At 63.0% G+C, this 24,125-nt stretch carries 19 protein-coding genes and 1 pseudogene; 11 read left to right on the forward strand and 9 right to left on the reverse strand.

Annotated elements, in window-relative coordinates; all coding sequences use genetic code 11:
* Positions 1-70 precede the first annotated feature (70 nt).
* Positions 71-786: pseudogene (locus G5B40_RS15685) on the forward strand (integrase core domain-containing protein); the annotation flags it as partial.
* 111 nt (positions 787-897) lie between these two features.
* Here G5B40_RS15685 and G5B40_RS15690 read toward each other — a convergent pair.
* Complete coding sequence (locus tag G5B40_RS15690; RefSeq protein WP_246209571.1) at positions 898-1,431, reverse strand: helix-turn-helix domain-containing protein; 534 nt, start codon at positions 1,429-1,431, stop codon at positions 898-900.
* Between the two features lie 8 nt (positions 1,432-1,439).
* On the opposite strand from G5B40_RS15690, the gene G5B40_RS15695 reads away from it, so the two are divergent.
* The 6 genes from G5B40_RS15695 to G5B40_RS15720 are packed head-to-tail and all read left to right on the forward strand — an operon-like array spanning position 1,440 to position 8,251.
* The gene (locus G5B40_RS15695; protein ID WP_211907349.1) at positions 1,440-3,275 is read left to right on the forward strand and encodes an ABC transporter substrate-binding protein; all 1,836 of its coding nucleotides are present in this window, start codon (positions 1,440-1,442) and stop codon (positions 3,273-3,275) included.
* A 44-nt stretch (positions 3,276-3,319) separates the two neighbouring features.
* Positions 3,320-4,267, forward strand: a complete 948-nt coding sequence (locus tag G5B40_RS15700) for an ABC transporter permease (RefSeq protein WP_165100435.1) — start codon at positions 3,320-3,322, stop codon at positions 4,265-4,267.
* Positions 4,264-5,139 carry an ABC transporter permease gene (locus G5B40_RS15705; RefSeq protein WP_165100438.1) on the forward strand — a complete coding sequence of 292 codons (876 nt, stop codon included), beginning with the start codon at positions 4,264-4,266 and terminating at the stop codon, positions 5,137-5,139. Before G5B40_RS15700 ends, G5B40_RS15705 begins: the two co-directional genes overlap by 4 nt.
* A complete protein-coding gene (locus tag G5B40_RS15710; protein ID WP_165100441.1) occupies positions 5,136-6,149 on the forward strand; it encodes an ABC transporter ATP-binding protein in 1,014 nt (337 codons plus the stop codon). The genes G5B40_RS15705 and G5B40_RS15710 overlap by 4 nt, the downstream gene beginning before the upstream one ends.
* Positions 6,146-7,138: an ABC transporter ATP-binding protein gene (locus G5B40_RS15715; RefSeq protein ID WP_165100444.1), complete on the forward strand. Its 993-nt coding sequence runs from the start codon at positions 6,146-6,148 to the stop codon at positions 7,136-7,138. Before G5B40_RS15710 ends, G5B40_RS15715 begins: the two co-directional genes overlap by 4 nt.
* Positions 7,139-7,159: 21 nt before the next feature.
* Positions 7,160-8,251: a serine hydrolase domain-containing protein gene (locus tag G5B40_RS15720; RefSeq protein ID WP_165100447.1), complete on the forward strand. Its 1,092-nt coding sequence runs from the start codon at positions 7,160-7,162 to the stop codon at positions 8,249-8,251.
* A gap of 548 nt (positions 8,252-8,799) precedes the next feature.
* Here the strand turns inward: G5B40_RS15720 and hydA are convergent.
* The 7 genes from hydA to G5B40_RS15755 all read right to left on the reverse strand — a co-directional run bounded on the left by hydA (position 8,800) and on the right by G5B40_RS15755 (position 16,005).
* Positions 8,800-10,254 carry a dihydropyrimidinase gene (hydA, locus tag G5B40_RS15725; RefSeq protein WP_165100449.1) on the reverse strand — a complete coding sequence of 485 codons (1,455 nt, stop codon included), beginning with the start codon at positions 10,252-10,254 and terminating at the stop codon, positions 8,800-8,802.
* Between the two features lie 42 nt (positions 10,255-10,296).
* Positions 10,297-11,166 carry an NHL repeat-containing protein gene (locus tag G5B40_RS15730; RefSeq protein ID WP_165100451.1) on the reverse strand — a complete coding sequence of 290 codons (870 nt, stop codon included), beginning with the start codon at positions 11,164-11,166 and terminating at the stop codon, positions 10,297-10,299.
* Positions 11,163-12,023: an ABC transporter permease gene (locus G5B40_RS15735; protein WP_165100454.1), complete on the reverse strand. Its 861-nt coding sequence runs from the start codon at positions 12,021-12,023 to the stop codon at positions 11,163-11,165. The genes G5B40_RS15730 and G5B40_RS15735 overlap by 4 nt, the downstream gene beginning before the upstream one ends.
* Positions 12,020-12,811 carry an ABC transporter ATP-binding protein gene (locus G5B40_RS15740; protein ID WP_165100457.1) on the reverse strand — a complete coding sequence of 264 codons (792 nt, stop codon included), beginning with the start codon at positions 12,809-12,811 and terminating at the stop codon, positions 12,020-12,022. The genes G5B40_RS15735 and G5B40_RS15740 overlap by 4 nt, the downstream gene beginning before the upstream one ends.
* Positions 12,808-13,674 (reverse strand): ABC transporter permease, encoded by an 867-nt coding sequence (locus G5B40_RS15745; protein WP_165100460.1) that lies wholly within the window; start codon positions 13,672-13,674, stop codon positions 12,808-12,810. Before G5B40_RS15745 ends, G5B40_RS15740 begins: the two co-directional genes overlap by 4 nt.
* 21 nt (positions 13,675-13,695) lie before the next feature.
* Positions 13,696-14,949 (reverse strand): ABC transporter substrate-binding protein, encoded by a 1,254-nt coding sequence (locus tag G5B40_RS15750; protein WP_165100463.1) that lies wholly within the window; start codon positions 14,947-14,949, stop codon positions 13,696-13,698.
* Between the two features lie 291 nt (positions 14,950-15,240).
* Entirely contained in the window at positions 15,241-16,005 is a 765-nt protein-coding gene (locus G5B40_RS15755) for an IclR family transcriptional regulator (protein WP_165100466.1), read from the reverse strand.
* Between the two features lie 968 nt (positions 16,006-16,973).
* On the opposite strand from G5B40_RS15755, the gene G5B40_RS15760 reads away from it, so the two are divergent.
* Positions 16,974-19,727: a right-handed parallel beta-helix repeat-containing protein gene (locus G5B40_RS15760; RefSeq protein ID WP_165100469.1), complete on the forward strand. Its 2,754-nt coding sequence runs from the start codon at positions 16,974-16,976 to the stop codon at positions 19,725-19,727.
* A 229-nt stretch (positions 19,728-19,956) separates the two neighbouring features.
* Here G5B40_RS15760 and G5B40_RS15765 read toward each other — a convergent pair whose 3' ends face one another.
* On the reverse strand, positions 19,957-21,303 hold the full coding sequence (locus tag G5B40_RS15765) for an amidase (RefSeq protein WP_165100472.1): 1,347 nt from the start codon (positions 21,301-21,303) through the stop codon (positions 19,957-19,959).
* Between the two features lie 195 nt (positions 21,304-21,498).
* Between G5B40_RS15765 and G5B40_RS15770 the strand changes: the two genes are divergently transcribed.
* From G5B40_RS15770 to G5B40_RS15780, 3 genes are read left to right on the forward strand one after another with little or no spacing between them, the layout of a single operon-like run.
* Positions 21,499-22,284 carry a LamB/YcsF family protein gene (locus G5B40_RS15770; protein ID WP_165100474.1) on the forward strand — a complete coding sequence of 262 codons (786 nt, stop codon included), beginning with the start codon at positions 21,499-21,501 and terminating at the stop codon, positions 22,282-22,284.
* A 4-nt stretch (positions 22,285-22,288) separates the two neighbouring features.
* Positions 22,289-23,011 carry a 5-oxoprolinase subunit PxpB gene (pxpB, locus tag G5B40_RS15775; protein WP_165100476.1) on the forward strand — a complete coding sequence of 241 codons (723 nt, stop codon included), beginning with the start codon at positions 22,289-22,291 and terminating at the stop codon, positions 23,009-23,011.
* Positions 23,008-24,051 carry a 5-oxoprolinase subunit C family protein gene (locus tag G5B40_RS15780; protein WP_165100478.1) on the forward strand — a complete coding sequence of 348 codons (1,044 nt, stop codon included), beginning with the start codon at positions 23,008-23,010 and terminating at the stop codon, positions 24,049-24,051. Before pxpB ends, G5B40_RS15780 begins: the two co-directional genes overlap by 4 nt.
* The last annotated feature ends 74 nt before the right edge of the window (positions 24,052-24,125 follow it).

Consider the following 24,125-nt stretch of genomic DNA (forward strand, 5'->3'; position numbering starts at 1 on the left):
GGAGAGCGTCGTCGCTGAGAATTTGGCGCCTGTTTCGAAACTCGGTCAGGGATAACAGCACCATGCGAGGCGCCGCGAAGGCGAGCTTTCCGGCATCAATCGGATCTGCAGCCTATATCGCGAAGAAGGGCTGACCGTGCGCAAGCGGAAGGCGCTGCGCAAGGCTTTAGGCACACGGGCGCCGATCCTTGTGGAGCCCGCGCCAATGCGCGCTGGTCGCCGGATTTCGTTCATGACCGGCTTGCCTGCGGGCGGCGCTTCCGGGTGCTGAATGTCGTCGATGACGCGACCCGCGAATGCCTCGTGGCGATCCCGGATACATCAATCTCCGGACGTCGGGTGGCTCGGGAATAGACGACCCTGATCGAGCGCCGCGGAAAGCCCGGCATGATAGTTTCCGACAATGGAACCGAACTGACCTCGAACGCCACCCTGGAGTGGTGCTCAGCGCACCTCGTCGAGCGGCATTATAGCGCGCCAGGAAAGCCGATGCAGAACGGGTCCGTCGAGAGTATCAACGGCCGGATGCGTGACGAGTCGCTCGACGAGACGATGTTCAGCAACATGACGCATGCCCGTCATGTCATCTCTACTTAAGCGACCTACTATAACGCCGAGCGCCCACACTCGGCCTTGGATTATCAGACCTCTGTCGATTGCGCGCTGACCCTGACCAACGCAATCGCCCGCCCCGCTGCGCGAGATGAAAGCTCCACGCGTCGGGCGATTGCTCAACCTGCGCCAATCGACGTAAACGGAAACCGGACTCCGGTCGTGGCTGGATGAAGGTCCAGTGGCAGGTCAGAGCCGCACAGTTTATCATCCTGGCGCCAGGCGATGCTGTGTTGCGATAGGTCCGGAAAATATATCCCAGCCGGTGAACAAGACCCAACCTGCTCAACTCGAGGAGTCGCTGGCGACCGCTGAGGCGAAGCTCAGGCTCTCCGCCGAGCAGACGCCGAGCACAGTCGCTTCATCGTCTCCTGTATTCACGTAGGCGTGGCCCATCGTGCTATCGATGTAGATCCCGTGCCCCTGAAGAAGTTCGACCGGTCCGTAATGCTGGGTATGAACTTCAATCTTCCCCTCTAGAACGAATATAAATTCTTCACCGGAATGCGAAAGTAGTGGTCCGAACTCGGAGATGGAACGCGCCTTGACCCGGGTTATGATCGGAATCATCTGCTTGTTTCTGAGATCCGAGAAGATGTAGTTGTACTCATAATTCTTAGTTTCGACGATGACATCGCGCTCACCGCGCATGATCGACCGCCGGGCGGTCGGCGGATGATCGTCCTCCGGCGCGATCAACTCGCTCAGGCTCATGTCGAGGCCCTCGGCCAATTGAAGAAGCTTGTCATAGGTCAGGGAAAGCTTGTCCCGTTCGACCTTGGACAGCGTGGCGATGGACACGCCGGTCCGCTCGCTCATGTTCTTCAATGTCCAGCCGTTCGCCCTGCGCACCCTTCGCAGGCGTTCCCCGACCGCTGATCTTTTCCTCATCTCGCCCAGAAGACGCTGACCCATTCGAACATAAATTTTCGTTTCCGAAAACTCTCTTGACCTGCGAAAAAACTGTAGGCCATGTTATCAAGAGATGGCAATCCTTCGGACGGTGGCCTCGACGATCACCGGCGTCGCCGCAACCGGGGGTGGGCGCAAGTCGGAGCAGATGGTCGGCGCGCCGCGCCGGCAAAGATCAATCCAGGAAACCAGGGGAGTTGAATGCCATGGACCGCAGAGAATTCTTGATCGCCGGCGGCGTCGCCGGCATCGCGCTCGGCATGGCGCCCGTCCGGGCGCAGTCCGGCACAATCAAGCGCGGCGGCACGATCACCGTCGCCCGAACCGACGAAGCATTGAGCCTCGACCCGTTCGTGGTTTCTGACAACGGGTCAATCTACAACATTGCGCAGATCTGCGAGCCGCTGATCATGGCTGACGAGACGGGTCGCGGGCTGGTTCCCGGCGTCGCCGAATCCTGGACGGAGGCGGAGGACGGGCTGTCCATCGAATTCACGATTCGCGACGGCATCAAATTCAACAACGGCGCGCCAGTCACCGTCGAGGACGTCATCTTCTCCTTGACCAAGGTGTCCGACCCGCAAGGTTCTTACGGTTTCGCCTTCAACCCGCTTTCCTCGATCGACAAGATCGATGATCGGACCGTCAAGCTGACGCTCAGCACGCCTTATGCGGCGCTCAAGTCGGCCTTGTCGCTCTTCGCAGCCTCCATCGTGTCCAAGGAAGCCTACGAGAAGGATCCCGAAGCGTTCGGCCAGGCCCCGGTCGCCACCGGTCCGTTCATGGTCGAAAGTTACGTGCGCGGAACCCAGGTCGTCATGGTGCGAAATCCGCACTACTGGATGAACGGAGAAGATGGAGAGCCGCTGCCCTATGTGGACAAGGCCGTCCTGAAATATGTGCCGGAAAGTAATTCGCGTGTCCTTGGCCTGCAGAATGGCGATTATGACACCAGCCTGGCGATGCCGCTGAACCAGGCTGCTTCGGTCGATGATATGGACGGCGTTAGTCTTGAGGTTTCACCCTCGTTCCGTCTCGACTACGTATATCTGAATCACGGAAAAGCGCCTTTCGATGATCCGAAGGTCCGGCTGGCGGTGAACTACGCGGCGAACCGCGACGCGATTATGAAGGCGGTGTATTTCGGATTTGGCGAGATTCCGAACTCATACATGCCCAAGGTCGCTTTCTGGTCCGACGCGGTCGAACCGATCCCGTTCGACATGGCGACCGCCAAGCAATTGGTCGAGGAGTCGAACTATGACGGCACGCCCATCCAGTTGATGGTCGACACGGGCAACGCGTCATTCCGAACGGCGGCGACGATCCTTCAACAAGGCTGGCAGCAAGCCGGTCTGAATGTCGAGATTGTTGAATATGATGTCGGCACCGCGTTCTCGATGACCGAGCAGGGCGAATTCCAAGCCTATGTCAGCTACATCACTTCCGACATAAACGACGATGACGAATTGGCCAGCATCCAGGCCGAAGGCACGGGCGCGACGCGCGCTTTCTTCTCAAACTACAACGATGATGAGGTGAACAAGCTTCTGAGCCAGGCTCGCCAGGAGTCGGATCGCGAGAAGCGCGCCGAACTGTACGCGCGTGTTCAGGACAAGGTGTACCACGCCGGATACAGCGTGCCGCTGAATTTTCTGCCCTATGTCAACGGATATCATGACTACGTCCGGAACTGGCGGAACATCACCGTCGGCTGGTGGTGGCTGCGCGACATGTGGCTGGACAAGTGACGCTGACAGGGGCAATCGCCCTCGAATCCGGCGACTAACCGACGATGGACCTGCTGCGCTTCGTCCTGGCCCGGCTTCTGCGCGCCATTCCGGTGTTGCTGGGCGTTGTGGTATGCGTCTTTCTGACCATCCACCTCGTGCCGGGGGATCCGGTCCGGATCATGATGCATGGTCGGATCAGTGATGAGGACGTCGCCGCGATCTATCAGCAACTCGGCATGGACCGCCCGCTGATCGTCCAGTTCTTCGACTTTCTTCGCAACGCGATTGTCGGGGACCTAGGCACCAGCCTGATCCAGAAAGCGTCGGTCACCACCCTCGTTCTTGAGAAACTCTGGCCGACGCTGCTGCTGCTTTCGCTCAGCGCCGTCTTCTCTACGCTGATCGCCATCCCACTCAGTCTGCTGGCCGCGTATCACCGCGACCGCTGGCCGGATCATGCGGTCCGATTGGGCAGCATCGTCGGCTTCGCCATGCCGCCCTACTGGATCGGCCTGTTGCTTGTGCTGTTCTTCGGCATCGCTCTGAACTGGTTTCCGATCGCCGGAATGGGCGAGGGGCCGGTGGACAATCTCTATCACATGGCCATGCCCGCCCTCACCATTTCGCTCTTTCTCGGGCCGGTGCTGATCCAGTCGCTCCGGGCGTCGATGCTGGATGCGCTGACCTCCGAATATGTCGAGGTGGCGATGGCCAAGGGCCTGTCGGACTGGCAGATACTGACTCGACATGTGCTTCGGAACGCTTTGATTCCGGTTATCACTGTGCTCGCCGTGAACATGAGCTGGCTGTTGAGCAGCGCAGTGGTGGTGGAGTACGTGTTTGGCCTGCCGGGGCTCGGCTCGCTGCTGGTCCGCGCCGTCGGCTATCGCGATTATCCGCTGATCCAGGGCGTTTCGCTGATCTTCGCAGTCATCGTCATCGTCATCAACCTGCTTGCGGATCTCAGCTATACGTTGGTCGACCGCCGTATCCTGAAAGGCAAGCCATGAGCGGCGCGAGCGCCCTTGTCGGGGCGTCGCGCGGGCGCACGTTGCGCCGCGAGATCGGCTCGTGGAGCGCGTCTCTCAAGGTCGGCGGATCCATGCTGATGCTCATCGTGCTGGCGGCGATCTTCGCCCCCGTGCTCGCACCCTATGATCCAACCGAGCAGGATTTCATGGCGATCCTGATGCCGCCCAGCCTCGCCCACCCGTTCGGGACCGACAATATCGGTCGGGACATCTTTTCGCGTGTTCTCTACGGCGCGCGGATCGATCTGACGATCGGGTTTCTGACCACATATGTGCCGATGACATACGGCGTTGTGCTCGGCGCCTATTCCGGTTATGTCGGTGGCCGGTTCGACAGCATCGTCTCCGGCCTGATCGATGTCGCGCTGGCCTTCCCCTTCCTGGTTCTCATCATTATCATCCTCGCCATCCTTGGGCCCGGTATCCAGAATATCTACATCGCGGTATTCCTTGTCGCTTGGACGATGTACGCTCGGCTCGCTCGCGCAGAGATGATGGTCGAAAGCACGAAAGACTACATGACCGCCGCACGGGTGCTTGGCTATCCGCGCAGCCGCATCGTCCTACGCCACGGGTTGCCCAACGTCATCAACTCCTCCATCGTCTTTTCCGCTACGGATTTCGTCTTGAACATCGTGCTCGTCTCCAGCCTCAGCTTCATCGGCCTGGGGGTGCAGCCGCCGGCCCCCGAATGGGGCGCGATGATTTCCGAGGGACGCGACTTCATCCGTCAGGCCTGGTGGCTGGCGACGCTGCCCGGCCTCGCCATCGTCATCACCGGCGTCGCGCTCGCGCTGATCGGCGACGGTCTAGCGCGCCGATTGGGCGAGAGGCATCACACCACGACATGACGACGACCGAGCTCCCGCTTCTGAACGTTCGCGGCCTGACCATCACATTTCCCACTCCCGTCGGCCGCCTCGCTGCGAACCGTTCGGTTTCGCTCGCCGTCGCGGGGGGCGAGACTCTGGGCGTCGTCGGCGAAAGCGGCAGCGGGAAATCGGTGCTCTGCCGCGCGCTACTGGGGCTGGTCAGCGCCCCGCCCGCCCGGATCGAGGCGGAGGAGATCAGTTTCGATGGGCGCGACCTGCTGGCGATGCCGCCGCGCGAGATGCGCGCTCTGCGCGGGCAGGAGATCTCGATGATCTTCCAGAATCCGATGAGTAGCCTCAACCCGGTCCGCCCGATCGGCGAACAGGTCTATGAGGGCCTGCGTATCCATCAGCGTATCAGCCGCGCGGCAGCCCGCGAGGCCGCGGTCGAGGCGTTGCGCCGCGTCGGCATTCCCAGTCCGGAGATCCGGGTCGATGATTACCCGCATCAATGGTCGGGCGGCATGGCGCAACGGGCTGTGATCGCCATGGCGATGATCGGCAAGCCGAAGCTGTTGCTGGCTGACGAGCCGACGACGGCGTTGGACGTGACGATCCAGGATCAGATCCTCGCGCTGCTGGTCGAGATCCAGCGTGAGACGCAAACCGCAATTATCCTCGTCTCACATGACATGAGCGTAATCTCCGAGACCTGTGATCAGGTCATGGTGATGTATGCCGGACATGTCGTCGAAGCCGCCCCGACCCGGCGGATATTTGAATCGTCCGCTCATCCCTATACGCTGGGCCTGCTCGGCTCGATCCCGAGCGCCGAAGGCGGTAGTGGAGCGCTGACGCCGATCCCTGGTCAGCCGCCGGATCTGTCCGACCTGCCGTCAGGCTGTCCCTTCGCGCCACGCTGCCCGGTGGCCAGCGCCGAATGCGGCCAGCGACAGATCGCGCTGCGCGCGGTGGGCGACGGGCACATGAGCGCCTGCCTTTTCCCTGAGCGCGCCAGCACGATCCGGCGTAAGGCGGCCGCCTCATGACGGCGCCGATGCTCGAGGTCAAGGATGTGGTGGTCGAGTTCGGCAAGTCTCGTTCCGTCGCTGACATGCTGACCGGCCGCAAGGCGCGCGCGGTGCGCGCCGTCGACGGAGTCTCGCTGGTCATCCGTCGCGGCGAGACGCTTGGCCTCGTAGGCGAAAGCGGCAGCGGCAAATCCACCGTCGGCCGGGCGATCCTGGGCCTGAATCAGCCGACCCGCGGAGAAATCCGGTTCGACGGAAGCGACGCCGCGATCCGCAAGGACCTGCGCCGCCGCATGCAGATGGTGTTCCAGGATCCTTATTCCTCTCTGAACCCGCGCTTCAGGATCGGCGACGCCATCGCCGAGGCGCTACGATTTCACGCCATCGTCCCGCCCGAACAGACCGATGCCGAGATGCGGCGTCTCCTGTCTCTTGTCGGGCTCCCGCAATCGGCGGCGGAACGGCGACCGCGTCAGTTGAGCGGTGGGCAGCGTCAGCGCGCCGGCCTGGCGCGCGCCCTTGCTGTGCGCCCCGAATTCCTGGTGCTCGACGAACCTGTGGCGGCGCTCGACGTATCGATCCAGGCGCAGATCCTCAATCTGCTCTCCGAGCTTCAGGTCGAACTGAAGCTCACGATGCTGTTCATCGCGCATGAGTTGGGTGTGGTGCGCCACATGGCCAAGCATGTAGCGGTAATGTATCTGGGCAAGGTCATGGAGACCGGGCCGGTGGCCGACGTCTTTGACGCTCCCGCCCATCCCTATACCCGCACGCTGATGCAGGCGATGCCGCGCGTCAACCCGGTCAAGCGTGATCGTCCGCCGGTGGCGCAGGGCGACATTCCCAGTCCTCTCGATATGCCGAGCGGCTGCCGGTTCCGTACGCGCTGCCCGTTGGCGCAGGCGATCTGCGAGACCGAACCGCCGATGGCCGACGTGGGCGGCGATCAGACCGCCTATTGCCATTTCGCCGAAAGAACCCGCGACGCCACCGCGTCCGGGGCCTAGATCAGAACGAAAGGAAAGCCGATGAGCGACCAGCTTGACAGTCAGATACAGACGATCATCGATGATCACGTAAAGCGCGGCGTGGTTGGCGTGTCACTTGCGCTCAGTCGGCCGGGTGAGGAGATGCGGCTTTATCAGAGCGGTCTCGCCAATCGGTTCGAGAACATACCGATGACCGGGGACCGCCTGTTTCGCATCGCCAGCTGCACCAAGACCTTCATCGCCACCGGTCTGCATCTTCTCGTCGAGGACGGAAAATTGGACTACGATGAGCCGATCACCCGCTGGTTCCCGGACTTGCCGCGCGCGGCGGAGATGCCGGTTCGGATCTTGCTCAATCACCGCTCGGGCCTGCCTGACTTCGAGACCTCGATGCCGATGATTTCCGACAAGACCTGGACCGCCGAAGAAATCGTCGAATTCTCCTTCGTGCACGGAGTTCAGAAAGATCCGTGGCACGGTATGGAGTACTCTAACACCGGTTATGTGCTTGCCGGGATGATCATCGCGAAGGAGACCGGCGCACCCTATTCCGAGCATTTGCGCCGCCGCATCTTCGAGCCCCTCGGGATGAAGGACACATGGGTCGGCACGCATGAGAGCTTCCCGATCGAGCGTGAGGCCCGCGGCTATATGCATGTGGACGAGGAAGGCGACTCGCAATGGGATGTGACCGGGGCCGGCGAACCGATCGACGGGGTCTGGGACGCGACGGAGTGGTTCCCGCTATCGGGCGCCAACGCCGCGGGCGACATGATCTCGACCCCGCGCGACGCGGTCACCTTTCTCAACGCCCTTTTCGACGGGCGCATCCTGAAGGAAAAGGCGCTTGCGGAGATGAAGGACAACACCAGCCCGGCGCAGTTTCCCGGCTCGAACACCGTCGCCAACGGCCACGGCCTTCTGGTCATGCGCTACGGCGATGCGGACGTGAAGGGCCACCTTGGCCAGATACCCGGTCATACATCGATCATGGGGCGCGAAGAGAAGACGGGCGTTACCTTGATGCTGATCCAGAATTCAGGGGCCGGCGATTTTGAGTCCTTCTGGCTGGCGGGCGTTAATGAGCCGGTCGGGCGTATTCTCGAAGCGGCGAGCGCCGCGCAAGCGTGATCGTTGCATCAGAGCGTCCCCCGTTCGACCTGGATCGTTGAGGCGACCCGCAAAGCGTCATCAGTCTGATGATGTGAACTGGGTGCGGGCGCCTCAGCGAGGCGATGGGCGCGCGACTATCGGTGAAACAGAGGCCGTCCATGGAATGGGCGGCCGATGGCGACATGAGCGGACTGCGTCGCAGCGAGGGCGTTATGGGGTTCCGCGTCTTCGATGATCCGTGTGGATGCGATCCAGCGGAGTCGCCAATTCACAACAACGCGAAAACCGCTTCGCGGCCACCGGATACGATGCGGATAGAGCGGGAAACACCCTAGACGCCGGGCTCGGGAGAGGCTGCGGTTTCCCGTGAAAGCCGGCAGGTGAACGGATGAAGCGCACTCTGTCAAAGCATCATCGCTTCCGACCAGTGGCGATATTTCTCGCGGTTGGTTGGAACTGCAATTGCCCGTTTTCTGACGGGTTGGTCGGGGGAGTCTTCGCCAGGCACGGACGTCCCGGCCTTGATCCAATAGGTTATCAAACCCGTCCCCCATATCGTCGGCGATCTATGCGCCCAGCGCGTCGCGTAACTCCGCCCGAGCCCGGCCAGCGGGCTCGATCAGGGGATAGGGTGCTCTGGGAACGTGGCGGCCGCCGCCGGCTTCCGCGACCGGTGCGCCGTCTTTGCAGACCAGCCGCCCGCGCACATACGTCGCGGATGGCCAACCAGTCACCTCGAACCCTTCCCAAGGCGTATAGTCTCCGGCGTGGCGCATCATCTCGTTGCGGATCACAACCTTTCGCTCCGGGTCCCAAATCACGAAGTCGGCGTCGCTGCCTACGGCGACCAGGCCTTTCTGGGGGAAGATGCCGAACCGGCGCGCGGGCTCGGCGCTGACCAGGTCCACGAATTTCGCGATGGTGATACGCCCCTTCGACACGCCTTCGGAGAAAAGAACGGGCATCCGCGCCGCAAGTCCCGGGACGCCATTGGGTACGACGCTGAATGGCGCGTCCTCGCCGGCGACCTTCTTGCCTTTGACGTCGTCGTAGCGCGACGGCGAATGGTCCGAAGAAATGACGGATATGACCCCGCGGCGAATATAGTTCCAAAGCGCATCCTGATCGGCGACGGTCCGCGCCGGCGGGCCGAAGATCAGCTTCGCGCCTTCAAAGCCGGGCTTGTCGAGATCGTCCGCGGTGATGGTCAGATAGTGGGGGCAGGTCTCCGCCGTGACCTTGAGCCCGCGCTGCTGGGCCCGTTCGATCTCCGCCGCCGATTCCGCGCCCGAGACGTGAAAGATATGGATCGGCGTGTCCAGCGCTTCACTGAACGCGATGATCCTGTTCACGGCTTCGCGCTCCGCGGTCATCGGCTTCGACAGCGGGAAGTATTTTGGCGCGCCGAGTCCGGCGGAAACCAGCTTTTCCGTCAGATACTCGATCAACGCGTGGTTTTCCGCATGGACGCAAACGAGCGCCCTGTTGCGCCGCGCGGCGTCGAGAACGCGAAGTATATCCTTATCCTTCAAACCGACGCCCTTGTAGGTCATGAAGATCTTGATCGAACGATCGCCGGCGGCGACGAGCGCGGGCAGTTCGTCCTCAAGCACCTTTTCCGTAGGGTCGGTGATGGTCAGATGAAACGTGTAGTCGACGCGGGATTTCCGCGCGCGGCGCGCGTAATCCTCCGCGATTCCGGCGAGCGACTCCCCCGGCGACTGCCACGCAAAGGAGATTACGGTGGTCGTGCCGCCCGCCGCAGCGGAGGCGCTTGCGCTGTCAAAATCGTCGCACATCTCCGCAGCCGATCCCGACGGCTGATCGATATGGACGTGACTGTCGACTCCGCCGGGCAGGACGAGTTTCCCGGCGGCGTCGACCGTCCTGGCCGCAGGCGCATCAAGCCGATCCGCGATCGCAGCGATCACGCCATTCCTAACGCCGACATCGCAGCGGCAGAGAGCGCCCCCTGTGAACACGTCGCCGTTTCGGATGAGCAGATCGAAGTCCTCGGCCATGTACCCGTCTCCCAACCATTCATCCTCGCCCGCGGCGAGATCTCAAAGGCGCGCCAGTTTCGAAATTCTGCTCGGCGACGGTTCCGCCAGAAAGAGATTCCCCTCCGCGTCGCCCGTGATTCCGTGTGCGCCGTTCAGGACCGGTCGACAGCGGCCGATGCGGACGCCATCCGCCGAAAGCATCGTCAAAGAGGGGATGAAGTCGGTGACATAGAGATTGTCTTCCGCGTCGCCCCAGACATCCAGCGGTTTCACGAAACCGGTCCAGATATCGAGCAGTTCGCCGTCGGGCGTGAAGAGCTGAAGCCGGTCGTTCTCGCGATCCACCACGACGACGTTGCCGTCGGTCCGCACCCAGACGGAATGCGGGTTCATGAACGCGCCGGGGCCATCTCCGGCTTCACCCCAGCTTCCGATCAGGCGCCCATCCGGCGCGAAACGATGGACGCGATGGTTGGCGTAGCCGTCCGATACGTAGATATCGCCGTCCGGGGCGAAAGCGACGCTGGTCGGGTGATTGAATGGTTGCAGCGGCCCGTGGCGCGTTCCGATTCCGCCGACCCTGCGTCGATCCTTGCAGATGACAATCTCATGGGCGTCACGATCGACGACGAATACGCGCCCGTCCGGCGCGGCCGCCACCATGTGGGCGTCCAGGATCAGGTCGTCGCCCCAAGACGCCTGAATGCCGCCGTCGGCGTTCAGTTCGAACACCGCCGGGCCGACCGGGCCGACGAGCGGGTCGGTCCTGATCAGCGCCAGCGTCGTCCCGTCGGCGCAAATGGCGACATCGGATACGGCGCCGGGCCCCTCATTGGCGAAGAACGGCCGCTCCACCCGATACCGACGGTCTCCGAGCGCGACCGTTAGGCTTCGCTCCAGTCCCTTGTCCAGCGACGCTTGGGCGTTCATGCTAAGCTTTCGCGGCCCGACGCGCGCGGCGCCCAGCGCAGCATCTTCGTCGAAACCATGTTGAACAGCGCGAAACTGATCGAGGCGTAGAGCACGAACAGCAGTGCGACGAAAAACATCCGATCTACAAATCCATATGATTGCGCGTAGACGAGAATGTAGCCGAGGCCTGATTGCGCACCCAGATACTCCGCGCCGATCACCGTCGCCCAGGCGAGGCCGAGACTGAGCATGATCGTCGCGCGTAGTTCGGGAAAAATCGCCGGCAGGATCACGGTCTTGTAAATCTCCATTTTCGAGGCTCCGAGTGTGCGGGCGTTTTCCAGATAGATCGGCGGCACGTTGCGCACCGCGTTGATAACGCCGGCAACAAATAGAACGGCGACGCCATAGCCGATGAACGCGATCTTGCCGGCGAAGTAAGTTCCGAACCAGAGTTGGAACAGCGGCACCATCGCGAGAAGCGGCAATGTGCGCAGCACCTCTACCGGTAATTCTATGATCCGCCGGGTCCATGCCGACCAGGTGATCGCGAGACCGAGCGTCGCGCCGCAGATTGCGCCGAGCGCAAGGCCGACATAGAGCCGCACAAGCGTGTCCCAGGAATGGCTGATGATTGAGAGCGCTGCGGCCGCGGTTGTCCGTTCGCCGCCTTGCGCGACCGAAATGATCCCGAAACCGCCGCCCCAGTAATCCGCCATGGAGAGAAACGTCGTTGTGGCGAGAACTTGCCAGCCGGGGATCATCGGCACGCCGTCGACGATCTCGGCGGGGAAGAGGACGGACAAGACCTGCCAAAAGACGACCATCGCCACGAAGACGGCAAGCGAAATCCGCTTCTGGGTAGCTCGCGTCACGCTTCCGACCCGGTTGCGGGCTCAAGCCCAAGATGCGCGAGAAGCCTGTGTTTGATCGCGAGAAGCTCCGCCGACGCGAGGCTGTCGACCCCGCGCGGTCGCTCAGCCTTCAGCGCGATGTCATCCGCCATTGCGCCCTGTTTTACGACAAGAATACGATCGGAAAGAAGAAGCGCCTCATCGACGTCATGCGTCACGAACAGGATCGTGCGCCGCCGTTCCCGCCCCGCGTCCACCCACAGGTCAAGCAACACGTCGTGCAACTGGCGTTTGGTGACGTAGTCCAGCGCCCCGAACGGCTCATCCAGCAGCAGGACGCCCGAATCGTTGGCGAAGACAGTCGCGATGGCGACACGTTTCAGCATCCCGCCCGAAAGCTCTTTCGGCCAGGCCTTGGCGACGTCGGAAAGACCAACGAGATCGAGATAACGAAGCGCTCGCTCCCGACGCTCGTCGTGAGGCATCCCGCGACGCTTTAACCCATATTCGACATTATCAATTACGCGCATCCACGGGAAGACGCTGTCCTTCTGAAAGACGAAGCCGCGGTCCGGCCCCGGCCCGGATATCGGCGCGCCTCCGACTGTGATCGCCCCTGCTGTAGGGGAGAGAAGGCCCGAGACGAGCTGAAGAAGAGTGGTTTTTCCGCAACCGGACGGCCCCACGAGACAGACGAACTCGCCGGCCTTGATCTCAACCGAGACATCGCTGACCGCCACGACTTCACGCCCGTCGGCGCGGCGAAAGTTGCGCCTGACATTCTCGAAAGTGATTCCGGTCTCATTCACTTTGCGTCGGCGCTCCATCGCATGGCGCGGCGAGCGAGCGCGCCCATCAACATGTCCGAGATGACCGCTGCGACGCCGAGAACCAGCAGGCACGCGAAGATCCCCTCGGTGTCGAGACTGCCGGCGAGCACCTCGATGATCTTGCCGATTCCCCGCTGCGCGCCGAGCAGTTCGGCGATCGCCTCAAGCCCCCAGGCGCCGGCGAGAGCAATGCGAAGCCCGCCGAGTATCTGCGGCAGAGTTCCGGGGATCAGCATCCCCCAGAGAATATCCCATCCTCCGGCGCCCAGGGTGCGCGCCGAATCCTCGTAGACCGGATCGAGATTGTCAGCCGCGCGCTGCGCGTAAATATAGAGAATGACGACCACGTAGATCGTGATCAGAAGGAGTGCGCTCCACCGTCCCGTCCCGAACCAGATCAGGAAGAAAGGCGCGAGGACGAGGATCGGGATCGTGCCCACCGTCGTCAGAATCGGATCGAGAATCGCGCGCGCCAGCGTAACCCTGGCGGTGAAAAGGCCGAGAACCACACCGATCGCGCCGCCGAGAAGCACTGAGAGAAAGACATTCGTGGCGCTGTACGTCAGACTGTCGAACAGTCCGGTCTTCGGAAGACCATAGTAGCTGAGCATCGGCGCGACCCAGAAGTCCTGACCGACGCGCGCCATCACTGCATGAGGCGAGGGAAGGACAGCTGAACCCACGACGAAGCCGAGCGCCCACCAGATCACGACCGCGAGGACGATGCCGACGAGACCGAGCGGGTCGGCCGAGGGGAGCCAGGCCTTCAGCACGCGCATCGCATGCCCGGTCGGCGCCCCGTCGCCCGCAGTGGCGCCGATGGTCTGACGCAATGTAGCCACGCCGTTTCTCTGGCCTCGTCCTCAGCCTTTCGCCGCGGCGGCGAAACGATAAGCGTCAAGGTAATTGAACCGCTCGTAATGCAGTTTCGCCTGCTCCAGCAGTTTTCCGGCCTCATCGCTCAAGGTTTCACCCTCGAGCGCCTCGATCAGTTCTTCGGATTTGACGCGATAATCGCTCATCTGCTTCCAGATCGACGCCGCCCAAACGATATCGTCGGGCTCCATCCCTTCGTCGGGCAGAATTCCCTTCTCGGTAAACTCTTCGATTAAGGCGCCCCAGGCGTTCCCATAATAGAGGACGCTCTCGGGATCGCGGAAATAGGTTTCCCCGTCTTCGAAAGGCGCGAACGGATGCAACGCGGCGACGGTCGCCTCCAGTCCCTTTGCGTCGAGGTCGGTTCCGGCGACGCTGTTCAGGTACGGCGCCTGAAGCTCATATAGGGAGGGGTCCTTGCCCACCGCGTCGATCGTCCGCCAGACGACCGAAAGAAAACGAAGCACGGTATTCTGGTTCTCGTTTACATAATCCGCGTTCGCGCCGACCCCGACGATGGCGACCAGGGGCGCGACCGACGAACCCGCGCCCCCCGGCGCGTGAGCGAAGAGATCGCCAATGCCCAGCACCCGCGTCCAGCCGGCCTGCATCAGCGTGTAGACTACCGGCGCGCCCTCCGGGTTCACGAAGTCAATCTGCCCCGACCGGGCGAGGACGAGCGATCGGGCGTCTTCAAGCACCTCGATATCCCAGTCGACTCCGCTGAACTCTGCGGCCGCGTCGGTGAAGGGACGGTTCGAGATCACCGGCGGCACGATCAGGGTCTTCCCCTCGAGCGGCGCCAGACCCTTCGCCATCGCGTCTTCGAAGGACATGCCCTCCTCGATATATTCACTGACCGGCTTCAGCCCGAGTTCGGGATTGGCGAGGATCGCCGCGCCGAGGAAAGTGTCAGTGAAGGCTATGCATTTTAGTTTGTCGCTGGATCGATAGGTTGGCAACATCAGCGGGCAATACTGGCTTGCGAGGTCCAACTGACCGTTCAGAAGAAGCGCATTCACGTTCGTGTCGTTGACCTTCATGCCGAGCTCGTCGGGGCCGATGGTGACACCCACCTCCTCGAACCAGCCCTTCTTCATGGCGATGACGTAGAACGTGTTGTCGGCATAGGGCCGCATCCCGAAATTTACGGTCGCGGACGGAATTTCGACGCCGGGTTCCGGTTCCGCAGGCTGGAACCGGTTTTGCGCGACCGCGCCGTCGGCGAACGACGTCAACATTGTCAACAACGCCGCTGCGACGATTGCGGATCGTGCTGGTGAACTGCGCATAGTGGACGTTGTCACTGTCATGTCGACCTCAGCTGGTTGGAGCCGTTATTCTGTAGGCGAATAGCCTTATCATTCTCCATGGAGAATGACAGCCTCTCCAAAGATCAGCGAACACTAACGAATTTTTGCTGTCAAGACTATTCGAGCATCGCTCTCGTCCCGGAGCCACGGCGTGAGGATCTGCCCCGATCATCTGCGTGTGCTCGATCGGCGCGCTGGCTTTCAGAGCCTGCGAGCCGCCTACGGAAAGTCGGCAGGCGGTTCGCCCATGATGGAGTCATGGATATCGCGCGCGGCGCGCTTCATCGCGGAGGTCACCCGCGCCTCATACTCTTCGATCTGAGACACGAAACCGGCGAGACAAAAGATGTAGGCGACCTTCCCCTCTCGAGAGAAAATCGGCAGGCCATAGGCGAGCATTCCCTCGAAATGCTCGCCGACGCTCCGCGAGAAGCCCCGAACTCTGGTCGCAGCGAGTTCTGCGATCAGGCGCTCAGGCGTGGTGATCGTATGCCGCGTGTATTTATGTATCTTTCTTCTCGCCAGCAGTCGCTTTTGCTCCGCTTCAGGCCGCCAGGCGAGAAAGGCGCGCATCTGCGCCGGAGAGTCGTAAGGCAGCGTTGAGCCGATGGCGTACGACACCAGCACCTGATTGTCGTTGGAGAGATTGTCGATGACGATGAACGACCGGTCCTTCTGGGGCTGTGTCAGCACGCACGAAAAGCCGGATTCGACCACAAGCTGCGCCAAGCGTTCGCGGATGCGCTTCAGTTCGGGCGACGCTCGCAACGAGGAACAACTCGCCAAGAGCCCGGCGCCAAGCCGGTATGTCTTGGCGCGGTCATCGAATTGCAGCCAGTCGGAATGTGTGAGCGTCTTCAGGATGGCGTGACAGTGGCTTTTGGTGATGCCGAGCGCGCTGCTGAGTTCCGCCAGCGATGCGCCGGTCGACCCGTGACGATTGAGCGCTTCGACGATGCGAATCCCATTGAAAAGTGCCGGCACGAGCTTGGGCGGCGCCTTCGCCGTGCTCGATTCCAAAAGAGCATCCGCAGTATCGGCATGGGTATATGATTGATGCGCAGTAAGATTCATTCGTCTCAAGGATCCATACTGGTTTCGTCCACATGGTAGAGTCGATTCCGTTTCCTCTCAAGAACGGGCCCGCTGTTCTTGAATCCCGCTTGTCTGCGCCAGCCATGATCAGATCATGATCGCCGTTCGGCCGGTGAAGGTGTTTCCCGGGCTCCGGCTGACGAGACCGGCCAGACGACCATGCGGCGACTGTTGTTGAAAACGCGCGCACCCCCGGCCTCTGTTACGCGCTCCGGGAACGACACGCCGCGTCAGCCGATAGCGCAAACCGGCGCCGAAGGGCTCCGAAACGCCGCCCAGGCGCAGGCGTGGGGTCCGGCCGTTGCAAATGGCGGTCTCGTTGGCCCGTTCTCCGGATCGTCCTCGTTCAAGAGTTGGGAACCCGCAATGGAAGGGCGCCTCAATTACCCACGTGCGATGCGCAAACCGACGGTTTCTTCCGGCTCGCTCGGATTGTGATGACCAGGGTGCGGACAGAGTTCGCGCACACCGCCAAGGACGGTGAATTCGATTCTGGTCCGATTCAATCCGGGTTGGCCCGGTCGCAAACACCGGTTTCAATCGATCCGGCGGTCCATGCGCCGGACATCCTTTGCGCCCGCCAGCGACCGCGTCCGGCAGGAACAAGCGTGCGCCGACGCGCGAAGAGCCGTAGAAATGGCGCCTAACGAGCCGGGATACTTCTATAAATTCGGCGCCCATGCTTCGCCCAAGTGACAAGGCGGCCGCAGCATCTGGTCAGTTCTCTACAAAGATGTCAGTTCGATTTAAAAAGTGTATGAACTCCCCCTTGGCCTTTTCATGGAAGATCGAATAAACGAATTTCGTGACAAGGTCGATTGCGCGACTGGTCTGGCGTACGTACGAAAGGACATTCGATGGCGGTATGGTATTCCTCTGATCTGGGGTGGAATTCGGGTCAGGATGTTTCTGGGGAGATCGGATCGCTTCTGGCCAATCGGTTCAAGGCTGGCGATACGCTTGTTCTTGAAGACACCTATCAGATCTCGGGGGCGAATCTGCGGCTTCCGAAGGACTTCACGCTGACCGCGGTGGATGGCGGCGGGTTCGATGTCCGGACGAGTGCGAAGGACAGCTCGGCGCTCTTCGTGCTTTCCGACGGGGTGACGATCGACAACATGACCTTCACGGCGATCGACGCGCCGGGAACGGGGTATCGCGGGGCGAACCCGCAATCGGGGACGGATTATCACGCCAAGCGGGTGCTGGTCGTCGATGGCGACGACGTGACCATCGAGGACAGCGCCTTCACCGGCAACGTGGCGATGCATGTGGACGTTCCGGGCGGCGACGACCTGACGATCCGGAGCAGCTATTTCGAGGGCGGCTTCTACCAGGTGCGGCTTGTGGGCGGCGCCGACGACGCGCGCATCCTGAGCAGCCATTTCCGGAAATCCCTCGGCGACGGGATCAAGACGGAAGGCGACAACACCGACCACGGCCCGCAGCGCATGCAGGTGATCGACAGCTTCTTCGATCACAACGCGCGCGACGGGATCGACACCGCCGGCGGCTTCCGGGACGGCCATGTCCAGAACAGCGTGTTCTATGGCAATGGCGTCAGCGGCATGGACATCAAGAGCCTGTATTACGACAGCGGAGATCTGAACCCGACCAAGATGAACTCCGGGATCGTCGTGGAAGGCAGCCAGTTCATCAACAGCCCGAACGGCGTCGTCGTCACCGTGCTCGACCGGGGGAACGTACTGACGGCGGCGAATGTCGACGCCATCCCGCACGACATCCACGTCACCGACAGCATCTTCGAGAACACCTCGCCGACGGCCGGCATGCGGGCCTTCCTGGTCAAGGACGGCTACGACATCACCTGGGACGACCTGACCTTCAACGGCGAAGTCGCCGAGCTGCGCTTCATGAAGGCCGAAGTCCCCTTCAACCTCTCCGGCGTCAACGTCCAGGGCGATGTCGCAAATTACGGAGAACCGAGAAATGTCGACGCCAGCGATCTCTGGGCCTACGATACGGGCCCGAACGCCGGCGGAGAATCGTCGTCGCCGGAACCGCAGCCCGAACCGGAGCCGCAGCCGGAACCTCAGCCACAGCCTGAGCCGGAACCGCAGCCCGAACCTGAACCACAGCCCGAGCCGGGCGCAAGCGGCGGCCTGCTCTTCCAGAAGACGGGCGCGATGGAATTCGACGGCTCGTCGCGATCGGTAATCGAAGTTGCGCCATCGGAGACGCTTCAGGTGGACGCGACGACGATTTCCTTCGACTTCAACGCTGACCGCGTTTCGGGTCGCCAGGGGCTCGTTTCAAAGGATGCCTACGGCGTCAATGAAAACGACGGCCACTTCGTGGCCTATATCAACAATGGAACGCTTCACGTCCGCTTTCAGCAAGACAGCGATTCCCGGACCTTCTCGGTTTCGAACATAGACGCCCATACCGACCATTCCGTGCGCGCCAGCTTCGGCGACGGCAAGGTCGCGCTTTGGTTCGACGGCGCGCTCGTTGGCGAAAGCGCTTTCGACACGAGCTGGTCCGACAACGCCGAGTATCTGCAGATCGGTGCGAATGGCTGGGGAAGCAAATCGGGCGAAGCCGGGTTCAGGGATGTGTTCGACGGTACAATCTCCGACCTCGCCATCGTGGAAGGCTATAATGTGGCCGTAGTTCCGAGCGAACCGGAGCCGAACCCCGTGCCGGAGCCGACCCCTGATCCGGAGCCGACCCCCGAGCCAGAGCCTGAGCCGGAACCGACGCCTGAGGCCCAGCCGACGATCGATATCGCCGCGCTCACGGGCGACAATGAACTGGGCGAAAGCGAAATCGATTCGGTGGATATCGCCGGCAGCACAGAAAATGTTCAGGACGGGGGCCAGGTGACGGTCGCCCTGTCGGGCGACTCGCACGACACTGTCCTTGGAACCGCGACCGTTTCTTCGGGAGAGTGGTCGCTGAATAACGTCGATCTCAGCGATCTGTCCGGCGACGCGTATACTCTTACCGCGACCGTCGCCAACACGACAGGGATAGCGCAGTCGACAGAGAGCTTCATCTTTATCCGGCCTGAGCCGGCCGCGGAGCACGATGAATTGTTCGCCATGGACGGAGAGATGGAGTTCAACGGCTCGACCGTCTCCGTAATCGAGCTGGCGCCGACCGACGATCTTCAGGTGGATGCGGCTACGCTCTCGTTCATCTTCAATGCGGATAAGGTATCCGGCCGGCAAGGCCTGGTTTCGAAGGACGCCTATGGCGTGGAGGTCAACGACGGGCACTTCACCAGCTACCTGAACAATGGAACGCTTTCGGTTCGTTTTCAGGAAGGCGTGGAGTCCGAGACGTTCAACGTGTCCGGCATAAAGGCGGGCGAGGATTACGCGGTCAGCGCCAGCTTCGGCGATGGCGAGGTGTCGCTATGGTTGAATGGTGAACTGGTCGGAGATGCGTCTTTTGAAATGAGCTGGGTCGACAATATCGAATACCTGCAACTCGGCGCCAACGGATGGGCCAGCAGATCAGGCGCCGCCGGTTTCCGAGATGTTTTCGACGGGACGATAGGCGATGTCTCCATCGTGGGAGCGGGTCCATCGGATGCGGGCGCCATCCACGAAGCCGCCATGAGCCACGGTGACTTCATACTCTAGCGACCGCGGTGAGCCCTTGGCGTTCGCGTCCACTATGCGCCAGTGAGTTCGGCCTCAGCGGTGAGGCTGACGCAAGCGATGAGTTCAGACGTCGCGCCTCTCACTATACCTTAATGGTCACGCCTGAGTGTGCGGTCGAAGAGAAGACCGGCGCAGCGGCCTGACCTTTGGGTTGCGAAACGGGCAACGGGTTTTCGGCGGTTGCGCGGGACGCGCCGGACTTCGCTCCTTATTCGCGCAAGAGCGCCTCCACCGCGCGGCTGATCGCCAGCAGGCGCCGTTCGCTGAGCGGCGCGCCAAGGAGTTGCAGGCCGACAGGAAGACCGCTTCCCGCCAGCGGGATCGTCACGCCTGCGAGGTTGAGATAGTTCGCCGGCTGCGTGTTCTGCGTCATGCCCAGCGTCAGGCGCATCGCCTCCTCGGGATCTTCTAGCGCGGCGATCGCCGGCGCCGGGATCGCCGCGGTCGGGCAGACCCAGGCGTCTAGGTTGGCGGCGCGTTCGTGCGCCGACGCCATCAGATCCGTCCGCCGCCGCTCGAGCCGAAGAAGATCGGCGGCGCGGGCTTCGGCGCCAGCATCGGTGCGGCGCGCGACGAGCGGGTCCATCCGCTCGCGACCCTCGCGCACCCGTTCCGCGCCCAGCGCCGCGACGAGACAGGCGGAGAGCGAGAGTGGAAAATAGGCTTCGCGCGCCGCCGGTTCGGGGATCTCGACTTCGGTGAGGCTGCATCCGGCGCCCGTCAGCCGCGCGAGCGCGGCTTCGGTTCGTGCGGCGACATCGGCGTCGAGCCCCTTGAAGAAATACGCGCCGGGCCGGGCGAGGCGCAGCCCGTCGAGCGACGCCGGCGCCGCCGGAACGGTATCGTCGAGCGCGGCGTGGATAATCGCGGCGTCCTCGGCGTCGCGGGTCAGAAGTCCAAGCGTGTCGAGATGCGGGGCGAGCGGAAAGACGCCTTCGGTCGGCCAGAGGCCATGCGTGGTCTTGAGCCCGAAAACGCCGCAAAGCGCGGCCGGGATGCGCACCGATCCGCCGGTGTCGGAGCCGATGGCGAAACCGCAGAGCCCGGCCGCCATCGCCGCGGCGGAGCCCGAGCTGGAGCCGCCGGGTGCGCGCGGCGTCTCCATGTCCGCCGGGTTGCGCGGCGTCCCGCGCGGCGCGCTGGCGCCGGTGACGCCGAAAGCGAACTCAACGGTGCGGGTCTTGCCGAGGATGACGCAGCCGAGCCGCCTTAGTTTGCGTACGAACGGCCCTTCCGCGCCGATCAGATCGGAGACGTCCAGCAGGGACCCGGCAGTGACCGGCATGCCATCGACCGCGAGAAGGTCCTTGATCGCCAAGGGCGCGCCCATCAGCGGGCCGAGGTCGGTCCCGCTCTCCAGAAGCGCGTCGATCGCCCGGGCCTGCGCCAGCGCGCTTTCCGCGGACACGTGCTGATAGGCGCCGATGTCGCCGTCGAGCGCCTCGATCCGGTCGAGATAGGCGCGCGTCGTCGCCTCGGCGGTGGTCTCGCCGGCGCGAAGCCGCCGGCCATACGCGGCGAGGCCCCCGGCGAGCGGATCGGCAGGTGATGTCATGCTTCGGACTCCTGTTGTTCACGTCTCGTGACGCCCGTCTTGTGACATGGCCGCAGCGCGGTCGTCCAGAGGCGCGGCGCCCATGCGCAGGGCCCTGCGGCCATCCGGCCGCCTTTTCATCCGGTTGTGAAAGTTGTACTTTTTCAGTATCCGCGAAGGCTGATCGGGTCGCACCGGAACTATCGGAGATCGAGGATGCGCAAAGTGGATCTGAACGCGGATATGGGCGAAAGCTGGGGCGCGTGGAAGATGGGCCACGACGCCGAAATGTTTGAAGTGATCACCTCGGCCAACGTTGCTTGCGGCTTTCACGGCGGCGACCCGCTGGTGATGCACGAGACGCTTCGCCTGGCGCGCGAGAAAGGCGTCGGCGTCGGCGCCCATCCGGGCTACTTGGATCTCTGGGGTTTCGGCCGCCGCAGATTTGAGGGCGATGATCCGATCGAGATCGAAAAGCTGCTCATCTATCAGGTCGGCGCGCTGCAGGGCATGGCGAAGGCGGTCGGCGTTCCGGTGACGCATTTCAAGGCGCATGGGGCGCTGGCCAACCTCACCGCCGTTGACGCCGACATGGCCGACGCCACCGCGCGGGCGGTCCTGGCGACTGATCCGGACATGATATTCGTCGCGCTGCCCGGGACCGAACAGGAACGCGCCGCCGCTCGCGCCGGCCTTCGCATTGCGCGTGAAGCCTATGCCGATCGCGCCTATGCGGCGGACGGGACGCTGGCGCCGCGCAAGACGCCTGGCGCGGTTCTCGACGATCCGGAGACGGCGGCGCGCCGCGCGGTCCGGATGGCGACAGAAGGCAGGGTCGCGACGATCGACGGCCGGGAGATCGCGCTCGAATTCGACACGATCTGCGTACATGGCGATAATCTGCATGCGGTCGAGATGGCGCGCGCCGTGCGTGGCGCGCTGACCGAGGCCGGCGTCGCGATCCGACCGATGGCGGAGACCGCGGAGCAGGGCGCTGGCTGAGAGCATGTCGAATGAAATCCGTTATCTCCCGTCAGGCGATTGCGCTCTGACTATAGAGTTTGGCGATCGTGTCGACCGTTCTCTCAGCGCGAGAGCCATGGCGCTGCGGCGCGCGCTGGAGCGCGGCTCGATCGAGGGCGTGATCGAGACGGTGCCGACCTTCCGCTCGCTCATGGTGCATTACGATCCGCTCGTCATCTCCGGCGCCCGTTTGCGCGCGCAGATCGAGGTGTTGGCGACCGACGAGGCCGAGGCTGAGGCGGAGGGCCGAGCGGTGACCTTGCCCGTCGTTTACGGTGGTTCGCACGGGCCTGACCTCGAAGATGTGGCGAAGGCCGGCGGCGTCACGGCGGAAGCAGCGGCGAAACTGCATAGCGACATCACGCATTACGTTTACATGATGGGATTCGCTCCGGGGCATCCCTATCTCGGCGATCTGCCCAAGGAACTGACATTGCCGCGCCGCAAGACGCCGCGTACGCGTATCCCCGCCGGGACCGTGGCGATCGCCGTCGGGCAGACCGTCATCTATCCCTTCGAGAGCCCAGGCGGCTGGCGCGCCATCGGCCGGACCCCGGCGGTCCTGTTCGACATCCGCCGCGATCCGCCCTCGCTCCTGCGCGCCGGCGATCATGTTCGCTTTCGCCCGATCGAGGTTGATGAATACGATCACCTGTTGTCACGCCCAGCCGCCGAGCGGGTCGAGATCGCCGGGGACAGCGCATGAGCGCGGCGCTTGTCGTCGAGGCCCCAGGGCCCTTCACGACCTTGCAGGATCTTGGCCGGACGGGTCATCAGGCGGCCGGTATTCCGGTCTCGGGCGCGCTCGATCCGGAGTCGCTCAGGCTCGCCAATACGCTGGTCGGCAATACAGAGGGGGAGGCGGCGCTGGAGATGCGTCTCGCCGGCCCGACGCTGAAGATCGCGGCGGATCATGTGCGCGTCGCGCTCTGTGGCGCGTCCTCGCCGCTGGAGATCATCGCCCCTGAGCGGGGCGAGATCGCCCCTTGGCGGACGGTCCGGCTGGAGAGAGGAGCGGTCATTCGCGTTCCGCCGCTCCGCGAAAGCGTCACGGCGTATCTTGCGGTCGAGGGGGGATTCGACGCGCCGGAGATTCTCGGCAGCCGCTCGACATGCCTGCGAGCTGGGTTTGGCGGATTCGAAGGGCGCATCCTCGCGGAGGGCGACAGGCTCGGACTGAATCTCGATACAGTCGCGGCTCGGCCCGAAATCAGGGCCGCCCGGCCGCCGACGCTAACGCCGCCAGAACGGATCCGCGTCGTGCTCGGACCGCAGGACGACTATTTCAGCGAGGCCGGACTAGCGACTCTGCTGACGGCGGAGTTCGTTGTGACCAAAGATGCGGACCGGATGGGCTTGCGACTGAGTGGTCCGCGGCTGGAGCACCAGCGGGGTTACAACATCGTGTCGGACGGTATCGCGACTGGAGCGATACAGGTGCCGGGAGACGGTCAGCCGATCGTGCTGCTGGCCGATCACCAGACGACGGGTGGTTATCCCAAGATCGCCACGGTGATTTCGGCGGATCTGGCGGCGCTGGGACGTCTCGCGCCGGGCGCGACGGTTCGGTTCTCCGCGGTGACGGTCGAGGAGGCTGAGGCCGCGCGTGCGGCGCGGGAACGCGACATCGCCGCGCTCCTGCGCAGTCTTGAGCCGATCCTGGTCGACCCGAAGACGCTTTCGAGCGTCGCCCTTCTGGCGGTGAACCTCGTGAGTGGCGTCGTGGACGCACCCCGCGCGGGGTAGGCTGGCGCCGGCATTGACACCGAAAGAGCCATGGCCCACGAATCTTGACGAGTCCGCGCGGCCCACGCGCCATT

Origin of the sequence: Pikeienuella piscinae (assembly GCF_011044155.1) — a bacterium.
In the GTDB taxonomy this organism is placed as follows: Bacteria; Pseudomonadota; Alphaproteobacteria; order Rhodobacterales; family Rhodobacteraceae; genus Pikeienuella; species Pikeienuella piscinae.

Bases quoted from the DNA above. Each gene is read 5' to 3' on its own strand.
- G5B40_RS15690 (WP_246209571.1), bottom strand. From the start codon at position 1,431: ATGAGCGAGCGGACCGGCGTGTCCATCGCCACGCTGTCCAAGGTCGAA.
- G5B40_RS15695 (WP_211907349.1), top strand. From the start codon at position 1,440: ATGTCCAGCCGTTCGCCCTGCGCACCCTTCGCAGGCGTTCCCCGACCG.
- G5B40_RS15700 (WP_165100435.1), top strand. From the start codon at position 3,320: ATGGACCTGCTGCGCTTCGTCCTGGCCCGGCTTCTGCGCGCCATTCCG.
- G5B40_RS15705 (WP_165100438.1), top strand. From the start codon at position 4,264: ATGAGCGGCGCGAGCGCCCTTGTCGGGGCGTCGCGCGGGCGCACGTTG.
- G5B40_RS15710 (WP_165100441.1), top strand. From the start codon at position 5,136: ATGACGACGACCGAGCTCCCGCTTCTGAACGTTCGCGGCCTGACCATC.
- G5B40_RS15715 (WP_165100444.1), top strand. From the start codon at position 6,146: ATGACGGCGCCGATGCTCGAGGTCAAGGATGTGGTGGTCGAGTTCGGC.
- G5B40_RS15720 (WP_165100447.1), top strand. From the start codon at position 7,160: ATGAGCGACCAGCTTGACAGTCAGATACAGACGATCATCGATGATCAC.
- hydA (WP_165100449.1), bottom strand. From the start codon at position 10,254: ATGGCCGAGGACTTCGATCTGCTCATCCGAAACGGCGACGTGTTCACA.
- G5B40_RS15730 (WP_165100451.1), bottom strand. From the start codon at position 11,166: ATGAACGCCCAAGCGTCGCTGGACAAGGGACTGGAGCGAAGCCTAACG.
- G5B40_RS15750 (WP_165100463.1), bottom strand. From the start codon at position 14,949: ATGTTGACGTCGTTCGCCGACGGCGCGGTCGCGCAAAACCGGTTCCAG.
- G5B40_RS15760 (WP_165100469.1), top strand. From the start codon at position 16,974: ATGGCGGTATGGTATTCCTCTGATCTGGGGTGGAATTCGGGTCAGGAT.
- G5B40_RS15765 (WP_165100472.1), bottom strand. From the start codon at position 21,303: ATGACATCACCTGCCGATCCGCTCGCCGGGGGCCTCGCCGCGTATGGC.
- G5B40_RS15770 (WP_165100474.1), top strand. From the start codon at position 21,499: ATGCGCAAAGTGGATCTGAACGCGGATATGGGCGAAAGCTGGGGCGCG.
- pxpB (WP_165100476.1), top strand. From the start codon at position 22,289: ATGTCGAATGAAATCCGTTATCTCCCGTCAGGCGATTGCGCTCTGACT.
- G5B40_RS15780 (WP_165100478.1), top strand. From the start codon at position 23,008: ATGAGCGCGGCGCTTGTCGTCGAGGCCCCAGGGCCCTTCACGACCTTG.